Origin of the sequence: Lederbergia lenta NBRC 16444, from assembly GCF_001591545.1 — a bacterium.
GTDB lineage: Bacteria > Bacillota > Bacilli > Bacillales > Bacillaceae_C > Lederbergia > Lederbergia lenta.
The window spans coordinates 528,010-540,408 of sequence record NZ_BCVC01000001.1; the positions used below are offsets into that span (position 1 = coordinate 528,010).

The 12,399-nt window shown below is 38.7% G+C and carries 11 protein-coding genes; 8 read left to right on the forward strand and 3 right to left on the reverse strand.

The window, feature by feature from the left end:
- Window positions 1–29 precede the first annotated feature (29 nt).
- On the forward strand, window positions 30–272 hold the full coding sequence (locus BLE01S_RS02325) for a hypothetical protein (RefSeq protein ID WP_066136905.1): 243 nt from the start codon (window positions 30–32) through the stop codon (window positions 270–272).
- 78 nt (window positions 273–350) lie between these two features.
- A complete protein-coding gene (locus tag BLE01S_RS02330) occupies window positions 351–1,661 on the forward strand; it encodes a CBS domain-containing protein (protein WP_066136907.1) in 1,311 nt (436 codons plus the stop codon).
- A 155-nt stretch (window positions 1,662–1,816) separates the two neighbouring features.
- On the opposite strand, the gene BLE01S_RS02335 is transcribed toward BLE01S_RS02330, so the two are convergent.
- A complete protein-coding gene (locus tag BLE01S_RS02335; RefSeq protein WP_066136909.1) occupies window positions 1,817–2,122 on the reverse strand; it encodes a YtpI family protein in 306 nt (101 codons plus the stop codon).
- Window positions 2,123–2,291: 169 nt separating this feature from the next.
- On the opposite strand from BLE01S_RS02335, the gene BLE01S_RS02340 reads away from it, so the two are divergent.
- Window positions 2,292–3,224, forward strand: coding sequence for a DHH family phosphoesterase (locus tag BLE01S_RS02340; protein WP_066136911.1), 933 nt, complete (start codon window positions 2,292–2,294; stop codon window positions 3,222–3,224).
- A gap of 107 nt (window positions 3,225–3,331) precedes the next feature.
- Here BLE01S_RS02340 and ytrI read toward each other — a convergent pair whose 3' ends face one another.
- Window positions 3,332–3,838 (reverse strand): sporulation membrane protein YtrI, encoded by a 507-nt coding sequence (gene ytrI / locus BLE01S_RS02345; RefSeq protein ID WP_066136913.1) that lies wholly within the window; start codon window positions 3,836–3,838, stop codon window positions 3,332–3,334.
- On the reverse strand, window positions 3,835–4,167 hold the full coding sequence (gene ytrH / locus BLE01S_RS02350; RefSeq protein WP_066136915.1) for a sporulation membrane protein YtrH: 333 nt from the start codon (window positions 4,165–4,167) through the stop codon (window positions 3,835–3,837). The genes ytrI and ytrH overlap by 4 nt, the downstream gene beginning before the upstream one ends.
- A gap of 196 nt (window positions 4,168–4,363) precedes the next feature.
- Here ytrH and dnaE point away from each other — a divergent pair, with 196 nt between their 5' ends.
- From dnaE to pfkA, 5 genes are all read left to right on the forward strand, one after another.
- Complete coding sequence (dnaE, locus tag BLE01S_RS02355) at window positions 4,364–7,735, forward strand: DNA polymerase III subunit alpha (protein ID WP_231955903.1); 3,372 nt, start codon at window positions 4,364–4,366, stop codon at window positions 7,733–7,735.
- A gap of 108 nt (window positions 7,736–7,843) precedes the next feature.
- On the forward strand, window positions 7,844–9,082 hold the full coding sequence (gene ystJ, locus BLE01S_RS02360; RefSeq protein WP_066136917.1) for an NADP-dependent malic enzyme: 1,239 nt from the start codon (window positions 7,844–7,846) through the stop codon (window positions 9,080–9,082).
- A gap of 42 nt (window positions 9,083–9,124) precedes the next feature.
- Window positions 9,125–9,994 carry an acetyl-CoA carboxylase, carboxyltransferase subunit beta gene (accD, locus tag BLE01S_RS02365; protein WP_066136920.1) on the forward strand — a complete coding sequence of 290 codons (870 nt, stop codon included), beginning with the start codon at window positions 9,125–9,127 and terminating at the stop codon, window positions 9,992–9,994.
- Window positions 9,988–10,968, forward strand: coding sequence for an acetyl-CoA carboxylase carboxyl transferase subunit alpha (gene accA / locus BLE01S_RS02370; protein WP_066136923.1), 981 nt, complete (start codon window positions 9,988–9,990; stop codon window positions 10,966–10,968). The genes accD and accA overlap by 7 nt, the downstream gene beginning before the upstream one ends.
- A 452-nt stretch (window positions 10,969–11,420) precedes the next feature.
- Window positions 11,421–12,380 (forward strand): 6-phosphofructokinase, encoded by a 960-nt coding sequence (gene pfkA / locus BLE01S_RS02375; protein WP_066136925.1) that lies wholly within the window; start codon window positions 11,421–11,423, stop codon window positions 12,378–12,380.
- Window positions 12,381–12,399: the final 19 nt, after the last annotated feature.

The window sequence follows — 12,399 nt, forward strand, 5'->3', positions numbered from 1 at the left end:
AATTAAAAGAGTATAAGGGGGGCTAATATATGCGTAATCGTTATTTAATCTGTTTACTATTATGTGCTGTCATGCTTTACTTAGCGTTACCAGCAATAGAGTTAAAAGCTGAAGGAATGAAAGGCTTATTCTCCATTACATGGATCGCGTTTGTCCTGCTTGTGATTGCAGGTAATCTATCTGCTCTTTTGTTTTCACCTAAAAGACAACAAAGTAACAAAGTGGATAATCGAGCAGATATAAAAAAGATGAAAAGAATTCGCGCTCGCTAAGCAGTCTGAAAATTGAAGATAGAAGCTTTTCTCGATATACTAGAAGTAATAGCTAGGTTAGAGAGAAGGGTGAAAAGCTTGGCAACTAAGCATGAACAAATTATTCGCTATATTGATGGCTTGCCAGTTGGTGAGAAAATTTCAGTGCGACAAATTGCGAGAACATTGAATGTGAGTGACGGCACAGCCTACAGGGCAATTAAAGATGCTGAAAATAAAGGATATGTGAGCACGATCGAACGGGTCGGTACTATTCGAATAGAGCGAAAGAAAAAAGAGAACATTGAGAAACTTACATTTGCAGAAATTGTGAATATTATTGATGGGCAAGTACTGGGCGGAAAAGATGGGTTACACAAAACATTAACTAAATTTGTCATTGGTGCCATGACTCTCGACGCAATGATGAGATATACGGGCGCAGGAAACTTACTAATTGTCGGAAATCGTACCAAAGCCCATGAAAATGCATTAAGGGCAGGAGCAGCGGTGCTCATTACAGGAGGATTTGATACAGAAGAGCATGTAAAGCGTTTGGCTGATGAGTTAGAGCTACCGATACTTACTACTAGCTATGATAGCTTTACAGTTGCTACGATGATTAACCGTGCTATTTATGACCAATTGATAAAGAAAGAAATTATCTTGGTGGAAGATATACTTACACCTGTCGAAGAGGCGGCAAGTATGGAAATGAAATCGACCGTTGAAGATTGGTACAATATGAAAAAAGAAACAGATCATAGTCGTTTTCCAGTGCTTGATGCACGTATGAAAGTACAGGGTATGGTAACTGGGAAAGATGTGATAGGGCAAGATTATTCTTTGTCTATAGATAAGGTGATGACAAAAAACCCACTAACTGTAGGAAGAAAAACGAGTGTTGCATCTGTGGCGCATGCCATGATATGGGAAGGGATCGAAGTGTTGCCTGTAGTGGATGACCAGCAGCGATTTGAGGGGATTATTAGTAGACAAGATGTGCTTAAGGCTCTTCAAATGGCCCAACGTCAGCCGCAAGTAGGGGAAACAATCGATGATACCGTTTCTAATCAATTGTCATCCAATCAACAAAAGGATGACGGATCTTTTACTTTTGAAGTTACACCACAGATGACTAATCAATTAGGGACAATCTCTTACGGTGTTTTTACAACGATTGTAGCTGAAGCGACCAACCGCGTATTTAGACAGCAAAAGAAAGGCGAAGTAGCCGTTGAAAGCATGACGATTTATTTTTTGAAACCTGTACAAATAGATAGTGTGCTCCAGATACAGCCAATGGTGTTAGAAGCAGGGAGAAAGTTTGGAAAGGTCGATGTTGAGGTGTACAACGGAAATGAAATCGTGGGAAAAGCCCTAATGATGTGCAGGCTTATTGATAGATAATAAGAAAGTGCATGTGCCACATTATGCTTACAGCTTTTATCACCTGGCGTTAAAGGACTCTACGGTGTAAAATAGCCGCTTCCAATTGAAAGCGGCTTGTATTATGGGGGAAACTATGTGATTCTCGACTTGTGTTTGTCGCCTTCTGCTTTTGGTTATTGTCTAGCTATTTCTTCCGCTTCTCTAACCGCATAAGGAATATGGTGTAGGTATGTTTTAAATCCTACCCACGCGTTAAGTCCTCCTAGGAGAATAAAGATAATTGCTACGATATATGTAGTTGTTGTGTCATAAAGAAATAATTGATTTAGACCAAACAAAGCTACAAATAAACCAAGGGCCATACCGGATTTTCCGTTTAATAATTTTCTTTCCATTGGCCGTTTGCTTCGCACATATTTGATTTTATAATATACATAGAAAGATAATGATAATACAATCAATATTACTAGAATTTTCATAAGAAAAGTATCCTCCGTTTCAAGAAAGCTAGTTACTCTCTTATTGTAACGTAAAAATGAAGGATTACTACAGAAGATAAATGAAAAATACTTGAACTTTGAAAAGGAATGCAAAAAAAGATAAGGAAACCTCGCCTATCTCCGCAGGTCGAGGGAAGGGAGTAAACAAATGAAACAGGAAATACTTGAGGCAATTAAACGTTTTAATACGATAATTATCCATCGTCATGTACGACCGGATCCTGATGCATATGGATCACAAGGTGGGCTTGCAGAGATTTTACAAGCCTCCTACCCAGATAAAAATATTTACACTGTAGGAGAGCGGGACTTCGGGCTTGATTTCTTGCGTATCCCTGATGAGATTTCTGACGAAACATATAGTGGAGCACTTGTAATTGTTTGTGATACGGCGAACCAAGAGAGAGTAAGCGATTCTAGATATACATCAGGGGAGATGCTTATTAAAATAGATCATCATCCTAATAATGATGCGTACGGTGATATTTTATGGGTCGATACGGCTGCATCTTCTACTAGCGAAATGATATATGAATTTTATTTATTTGGGAAAGATCAAGGGCTAATAATGACTGATGAGGGAGCACGGCTGTTGTTTTCCGGAATTGTCGGTGATACGGGGAGATTTCTTTATCCGAGTACTTCGCAAAAAACATTTAAGTATGCAGGCGAACTAATAGGATATTCATTTAGTCGTACTGAATTATTCAATCATATGTATGAACTTGAACCAAATGTTATAAAGTTACAAGGTTATGTTTTGGAGAAATTTCAAATGAACGAAGATGGAGCAGCGACTATTGCTCTTAATAAGGAAATATTGGCAGCTTGTGAAACTACCCCTTCAGAAGCATCCATTTTGGTTAGTTCCCTCGGTAATATAAAAGGAATAAAGGCATGGTGCTTTTTTATTGAAGAGGAAGATCAGATCAGGGTGCGCTTACGCTCTAAAGGTCCAATCATAAATACTATTGCCATGAAACATGGCGGGGGTGGCCATCCACTTGCTGCTGGAACTTCTGTTCATACTTGGGAGGAAGCAGAAGACGTGAAAAAGGACCTAGAAAAGGTATGTAAATAAACAAATATGCTATGTTCTAATTAGGCGCCTACATTCATGACTAAGGCGCCTTTTATTATCATTCTTTCTGCCCTATACATATCAATACTAGGCTCTAAGATTTTTCTTCAATCAGCAAGTTTTAATTCTACTTCGATACTAATCGTTGTAAAGTAATGAATTCCAGTTACAAGCAGTTTATAGCGTTTTCCGTTGATATTCATTGTTTTGTTTTCAATCGTTTTTTTGATAATATCTCTATTTTTATAAACAGAGTCTAATTCTTTGGCAAGTAAGGGTTGTAAATCTTCCTTCACCGCCTCTTCGATACTACTAATACTTTGTTTATCATTAATATTATACTTTTCATAATGAGTAAGTTTGACCTGTATCTCCTGGATGGTAAGCATTTCCAAGTTCTGCTCGTTCAAGTCTTGATAATCATCCTGCCATATTTTAATTTTTGCTTGTAGTTCTTTAATTAAGGCGGCTTGGTTATCTATGAGCATGCTGTGTTTTTCCTGTAGGGTTCCGAACATAAACAAAAAGATCACCCAACTTATACAGCCACCAACGGCTGCTCCAGCAAAAAAACGTTGCCATGTGGGCTTTCGGTATAGAGGGGGAATTCTCATGATATATGCTCCAGAGTTAGCCAATCAATGATAAGTGAGGCTGTTTTGGCACCACCCATCGCAGATAAAATTAATAAAAATTGTTTGAATATATCTCGTGTACCACCATCTAAAAAGCCTCTTTCGAAACTATAAACCGTATCGAATGTACCACCGATAGCTGCAATGATAGCCCAAATTCGAACGCGGCTTGCTATTTTAGCAATTTCCGTTAACAAGGGCTCGCCTGTAATAAAAGCCGCGAGGCCTCCAATCAGGGAACCACCTAGCATGACACCAAAAGCGATAAAATAACTGTTGAAAAAAGTGGGAAAAAAAGCTTCATTCATGTGTACCATCTCCATTTAATCTGAATTCCTATAGTTATATATATGGGACAAAGTTCAAATATATGAAAGCGAACATACGTGTTTTCTTTTTCTAGATCATAGTCCATAATAGAGAGAAAGAAGAAGTGGTTTGGAAACGGAAATTCTTGTATAAAAATGCTATATTCCATACAAAAGTAGAAGGAACTAAATAAAGATGAAAGGGGTGGGTGATGTGATTTTTGCCCATTTGCAAATTTCAACTGCTTTTAGCTTATTATCGAGCACCATCTCTATTCCAGAGCTGGTGGAGCAGGCGAAAAAATTAAATTACACCGCCTTGGCCATTACGGATCGAAATACATTATACGGAGTGCTGCCATTTTATCAGGCATGCATGAAAGCGAAGATTAAACCAATTATCGGAATGACGGCTGATGTAGAATCAGATGAAGAAAATTATCACCCAGTCATTTTACTTGCGAAAGATAATGAAGGTTATAAAAATTTGTTGAAAATTTCTAGCGCAATTAAAACCCAATCAAAAGAAATGATCTCCTGGAAGTGGTTGCGCGCTTATAGCAATGGATTGATTGCTATAACGCCGGGGCGACAAGGAGAAATTGAACAACATCTTCTAGAGAATAATAGGGAAAAAGCAGTCGTTGCCGCAAACAAGTTCAAAGAAGTATTCGGAGAATCATTTTATCTGTCGGTACAAAATCATGGAGACGATACAGATGTAAATATGCTAGATCAAATTAAAATAATCTCTAAAGAACTTAATATTCCCATGATTGCTACAAATGATGTTCGATACATAGAGAAAGCAGATGCATTTGCTTATAAGTGTTTAACGGCAATCAGAGATGGAGTAAAACTTGCCGAAAGGGAACAAGAGACATATGATCAGCCAGAATACTTTTTAAAAAGCCAAGAAGAGATGTCTGGTCTATTTGCAGATGCACCGCGAGCATTAGAAAATACCATAAAAATTGTAGAATATTGTAATGTAATGGTAGAAACGAATCAGCAACTTTTACCGAAATATCCGCTTCCTGAAGAAAAAACTTCTGAACAAATGTTAAAGGATTTATGCCTGAAAGAAATGAAAGAGCGGTGTTTCGACAATAAAACTCATTATCTGGAACGATTGGATTATGAATTAGATGTAATTAATAAAATGGGTTTTAATGATTATTTTTTAATTGTTTGGGATTTTATGAAGTATGCACGTGATCAGGGTATTTTAACTGGGCCTGGGCGGGGTTCAGCAGCTGGCTCTCTTGTTGCATATATGCTTGGAATTACAGATGTCGATCCAATTGAATATCAGTTACTATTCGAACGTTTTTTGAACCCCGAAAGGATATCTATGCCTGACATTGATATCGACTTTCCTGACAACCGTCGCGATGAGGTAATTGAATATGTTGTTAATAAGTATGGGAAAGATAAAGTGGCACAAATTATTACATTTGGAACTTTAGCCGCGAAGGCGGCCATGCGTGATACAGCGCGTGTTTTTGGTTTTACCCCTAAAGAAATGGAACAAATCTCTAGATTGATACCTTCGAAACTAGGGATCACCTTGGCAGGGGCATATAAAGAATCGGAAGGTTTTCGAACTTTTATTGCTGCATCGGAACATAATAAAAAATTATATGAAACTGCTTTAAAATTAGAAGGTTTACCGAGGCATACATCTACACATGCTGCAGGAGTAGTTATGTCCGAACAGCCACTTGTTCATCTTATTCCGCTACAAGGTGGACATGCAAGCAGCTATTTAACGCAATTTCCAATGGAGGATTTGGAAGAAATAGGCTTGCTGAAAATGGATTTCTTAGGTTTAAGAAATCTAACATTATTAGAACGTATCACCAAAAGTATTGAAATTAGTACAGGGGAGAAACTGAATGTAAAGGCACTTCCCTTTTCAGATGAAAAAACGTTTGAACTGCTACGAAAAGGAGAAACTACAGGCATCTTTCAGCTTGAGTCAGATGGTATGAGAAAGGTGCTTCGAGAATTACAGCCGACTGAATTCGAAGATATAGTGGCTGTAAATGCCTTGTATAGACCGGGTCCAATGGAAAATATCCCTGATTATATTGCGAGGAAACACGGTAGAAAAGCTGTGGAATATCCCCACCCTGATCTACAATCCATTCTAGAGGTAACTTATGGTGTCGTGGTCTACCAAGAGCAAATTATGAAAATTGCCGCGAAAATGGCAGGTTATTCTCTTGGTGAAGCCGATTTATTACGCAAAGCAGTTAGCAAGAAAAACAAAGAAGTACTCGATCGTGAACGTGAACATTTCGTTAAGGGGTCAATAGAAAAGGGATATGGAGAAAATACAGCAAATGAAACATATGATTTAGTCGTTCGATTTGCCAATTATGGATTTAACAGGAGTCATGCTGTTGCCTATAGTATGATTGCCTGGCAGCTTGCATATTTAAAGGCGCAATATCCTGAATACTTTATGGCTGCATTGTTAACATCTGCTATCGGAAATGAAGATAAAATAACAAAGTATATGGCGGAAGCGAAGCAAATGGGGTTGCGCATACTACCACCTTCTATTAACAAAAGTCATTATCCATTTAAAGTAGAAAAGAAAGGAATTAGGTATAGTATTGCGGCGATAAAAGGCATAGGTGCTACAGCTTTAAAAGAGATTATACAGATGAGAAAGACAAAATCTTACCTAGATTTATTTGATTTTTGTTTACGAGTTTCACATAAAATTATTAATCGCAAAGCTTTGGAAGCACTTGTATATTCCGGCAGTTTCGATGAATTTGGCAAGGATAGGGCTGTGCTTTTAGCTACACTTGACGTTGCATTGGATCACGCAGAATTAATGAAGCCATCGGACTCTGGAACAGATCTGTTTGAAGAAGAAGAGATGTTTCAATTGAAGCCTAAATACGTTGAGGTTGAACCATTAGAGCTTGCGGATAAGCTATTTTACGAGAAAGAAGCAACAGGAGTTTATATTTCAGCACATCCGGTAAGTGCTTATGCCAACTTTTTTCAATCTGTTAGCTCGCAGTCTTTGCACGAACTAAAGCCAGGCCAAAGAAATGTATCGGTAGGGGTTTATATTACTTATGTAAAAACAATTAGAACGAAAAAAGGCGAAGTAATGGCATTTATTCGCATGAGTGATGCTACGGGAGAATTGGATGGGGTTGTGTTTCCAGATATTTATCGTGGGCATAATTCTATATGTAAAGTAGGAGAAACAATTCTCATTACTGGAAATGTGGAAAATAGAGCGGGAAAAAGACAATTTATCATACAAAAATTGCAAAAACCAGAGGAATTGCGGGTAGAAAATAAAAAATCTACTTCGACTTTATATTTAAAAGTACCTACGGAGCTACATTTTCTGGAAAAATTAAATATATTACGTGATGTACTAACTACCCATCGAGGGAGTGTTGCTGTAGTACTTCATTATGAAGCTACAAAGCAAACGATAAGACTTTCTAGCCATGATTGGGTCAATGCATCCGAAGCATGCCTAGAAGATTTACGCAAACTTCTGGGCGGGAATTGTGTAATCTTAAAATAACTTTTTCAAACTGTAAAATATATGATATATTATTTTAGAAGCTTGCGTAACCAGACACTTATAAATACAAGAATAAACTTAGCGGGTAAATTGAAGGAGTGAATCTCTTTGACTTTACGAGAAGAAGCATTACATATGCATAAAATGCATAAAGGTAAGTTAGAGTCGAAATCAAAAATCGAAGTAAAGAATGCGAAAGATCTCAGCCTTGCTTATTCACCCGGTGTAGCAGAACCTTGTAAAGAAATTTATGAAAAACCTGAAACTGTCTATGATTACACAATGAAAGGTAATATGGTTGCTGTTGTTACAGATGGTACAGCAGTTTTAGGATTAGGCAATATTGGCCCCGAAGCAGCACTGCCTGTTATGGAAGGGAAAGCAGTGCTTTTTAAAAGTTTTGCTGGGGTGGATGCTTTTCCAATCTGTTTGAATTCAACTGATGTAGATAAAATAGTGGAGACAGTTAAATTACTAGAACCAACATTTGGAGGCGTGAATCTTGAAGATATCGCTGCTCCAAATTGTTTTGTCATTGAAGAACGCTTGAAGAAAGAAGTTAATATTCCAGTGTTTCATGATGATCAACATGGAACAGCAATTGTAACTGTTGCAGGCCTTGTTAATGCACTGAAGATTACGGGGCGGAATATGCAGGAAATTAAAGTAATAGCAAATGGTGCAGGGGCTGCTGGAATTGCTATTATTAAACTTCTCTACAGCTATGGTGTTCGAGATATAGTTATGTGTGATTCCAAAGGAGCGATCTACGAAGAACGTCCTGAAGGCATGAATGAAGTGAAAGCCGCCGTTGCCCGATACACAAATCGGACCAAACAGTCAGGTAAGCTTAAAGACGTCATCCAAGGTGCAGATGTATTTATAGGTGTTTCCGTAGCAGGAGCATTAACGAAAGAAATGGTTCAGTCTATGAATGCTGATCCTATTATTTTTGCTATGGCGAATCCAGAGCCGGAGATTATGCCGGATATTGCACATGAAGCTGGAGCAAAAGTAGTTGGGACAGGCCGTTCGGATTTTCCTAATCAAGTTAATAATGTACTTGCTTTTCCAGGAATATTTAGAGGAGCACTAGATGTACGTGCTACGCATATCAATGAAAAAATGAAACAAGCTGCAGTCGCTGCAATTGCAGAATTAATCACGGATGAAGAGTTAGCGGCTGATTATGTTATCCCAGGTCCATTTGACCCAAGAGTTGCTCCACATGTAGCGGCTGCTGTTGCAAAAGCTGCAATGGAAACGGGAGTTGCGCGGAAAAAAGTGGACCCAGAAGATGTGCGGAAAAACACAATACAACTCGCGGTGATTGGAAAAGACGAGTGATATCAGTATATATATATAGATAACTATCAAGGGGGGAAAAGCTTGCTTAAAGATCTATTTTCAAAACCGAAGAAAAGGAAATATGCAGCAATACCGTCAGAGGCAGCTAAGCAAGATGTTCCCGAAGGTATTATGACCAAATGTGTAGGTTGCAAAAAAATTATGTATACGAAAGACTTGCAGAAGAATCTGAAAGTCTGTCTGCAATGTGGATACCATCATCCAATGACTGCGTTTGAGCGAGTAGATAGTTTGTTTGATGCCGAAACATTCCAGGCATTTGATGAAGGCATTACATCTGAAAACCCTTTAGGTTTTCCGGGCTATTTAGAAAAACTAGAAGGTGACCGTAAAAAATCGAAACTTGACGAAGCTGTCCTCACTGGTTCTGGAGAAATAAAAGGCATCCAAGTTGTTGCTGCCATAATGGATTCGCATTTTCGTATGGGAAGTATGGGATCTGTCGTTGGAGAAAAGATAGCGAGAGCGATTGAAAAAGCAAATGAGCTACAAGTACCATTTATTATTTTTACTGCTTCTGGAGGCGCAAGGATGCAAGAAGGCGTTTTATCTTTAATGCAGATGGCAAAAACAAGCGCAGGCTTAAAAATGTTTAGTGATCAGGGCGGCTTGATTATATCTGTCATGACTCACCCAACTACAGGTGGAGTATCAGCGAGTTTTGCATCACTAGGGGATTTCAATTTCGCTGAACCGGGTGCATTAATTGGATTTGCTGGACGGCGAGTGATCGAGCAAACAATACGCGAGGATTTACCAGATGATTTTCAAACGGCTGAGTTTTTATTAAACCACGGTCAGCTAGACTCGGTTATCCATCGTCTCGAGATGAAAGAAAAAATAGCAACAGTGCTTGAAATCCATCAGCAAGAAGGTGAAATAGCATGGTAAATGGACTTGAATTCGAAAAGCCAGTATTAGAACTTCGAAATAAAATCAGGGAATTACGTGAATTTACAAAAGGTTCTGATGTTGATTTATCTGAGGAAATTGATCGCTTGGAATCACGTCTTGAAAAATTAGAAAAAGATGTGTATGAAAATATGTCCCCGTGGGACCGAGTTCAAGTAGCACGTCATTCGAGTAGACCAACCACACTTGATTATATTGGGGAATTATTTACGGACTTTATAGAGCTTCATGGGGACAGATTATTCGGTGACGATGCAGCGATTGTCGGAGGTATAGCGAAGTATAAAGGCTTGCCTGTCACAGTTATTGGCCATCAACGGGGACGGGATACAAAAGAAAATATCCGCCGTAATTTTGGGATGCCTCATCCAGAAGGCTATCGAAAAGCTCTACGTCTTATGAAGCAAGCTGAAAAGTTTAATAGACCAATTATTTGTTTCATTGATACAAAAGGTGCGTACCCTGGCAAGGCTGCAGAAGAGCGGGGACAAAGTGAAGCAATCGCACGGAACTTATTCGAAATGGCTGGGATTAAAGTTCCTATTATCTGTATTGTAACAGGAGAGGGTGGAAGCGGCGGAGCTCTTGCACTCGGAGTAGGGGACAAGATGTATATGCTAGAGAACTCTACGTATTCGGTAATTACACCGGAAGGAGCTGCAACCATCTTGTGGAAAGATGCAACACTAGCAAAACAAGCAGCAGAAGCGATGAAAATTACTGCTCCAGATTTATTAGAATTAGGCATTATTGATGAAATTATTCCGGAAATTAAAGGTGGAGCACACAAGGATGTCGAAGGCCAAGCGAAAAATATTGACTGGGTGTTGCAAGAAACATTAAAACAACTATTACAAATTACACCAGAAAAGTTAATAAAGGATCGCTATTTGAAGTATAAAAAGATGGGGAAATATACAGAACAAAAGGAATATGAAAATAGCCCTACCTAAGGCATTACCCAATTGGGTGATGCCTACGTTTGGGTTGACACAGAGAGTTGCGAGATATTCTGTTTGGGACTAGCTTATTAGCCGCTTCTTACATAAATTTAAAGGTTATACCCTTTGATTCTTTTCAATTTTGCTACTAGCTGAAGCTTAGCGAACTTCAGGTTCATACGATGGGTTAGCCTCCGGACACTGTAGGTTTACGTTTCCTTTACCTCGTAGTATTAAGATTCAACTAAATCCCGTTATATTGTGTGTGCAGTGTATATGACGCTAAGCGGCTGCTTCCGCTTTTACTTATAATTAATAATTCTGAAATATTATTATGATGTTCAATATTTGAGAAGATAGCGATTAAATGGTATTTTTAAATTACCTATAGTCGCTAAAGTCGATAAGAAACGACACTGGGTTTAAAATAATATTGGTGAATAATGACAGTTGGGGTGAATAAAATGAAGAAAATTGGTGTTTTGACTAGTGGTGGAGATTCTCCTGGCATGAATGCGGCCATTCGAGCAGTTGTCAGGAAATCTATTTATCATGGTATTGAAGCATATGGTGTATACCAAGGCTACAGTGGCTTAATGGCAGGTAATATTAGCAAATTCGAACTTGGCTCAGTTGGAGACATTATCCATCGAGGTGGAACAATGTTACGCTCTGCACGCTGTAAAGAATTCGAGACAAAAGAAGGTCAGCAAAAAGGGATCGAACAATTGCGGAAAATGGGGCTTGATGGACTTGTTGTTATTGGTGGCAATGGTTCTTACTTGGGAGCTAAAGCTTTAACAGAACAAGGATTTCCTTGTATTGGTGTTCCGGCTACGATTGATAATGATATTCCGGGAACGCAGTTTACAATTGGTTTTGATACGGCATTAAACACAGTTCTTGATGCGATCGATAGAATTCGTGATACTGCTACTTCCCATGAACGGACCTTTATTGTTGAGGTAATGGGGCGTGATGCAGGGGATATCGCTCTTTGGTCTGGGCTTGCCGGTGGTGCTGAAACGATTCTAGTTCCGGAAGAGGATTATGATCTAGATGATATTGCTGAAAGACTGAAAAGTGGTCAAAGGCGTGGCAAGAAACATAGTATTATCATTGTGGCTGAAGGCGTATCTAGCGGTCCGAAGTTTGCGGAAGAGATATTTGCTAAGACGAATATTGAAACAAGAGTTTCTGTTCTTGGCCATATACAAAGAGGCGGAAATCCTACTGGTTTTGATCGTGTATTAGCGAGTAGACTTGGAGCATATGCTGTCGAACTTCTAATGGAAGGTAAGGGTGGCCGTGCAGTTGGAGTTGTAAAAGACAAGCTTGTAAATGACGATATTCTAACTGTGTTGGAGCAACCGCATAATTTTCAATCTGATATGTATAAGTTATCAAAAGAATTGTCGATTTAATGTGTTGGTAGACTTTAGG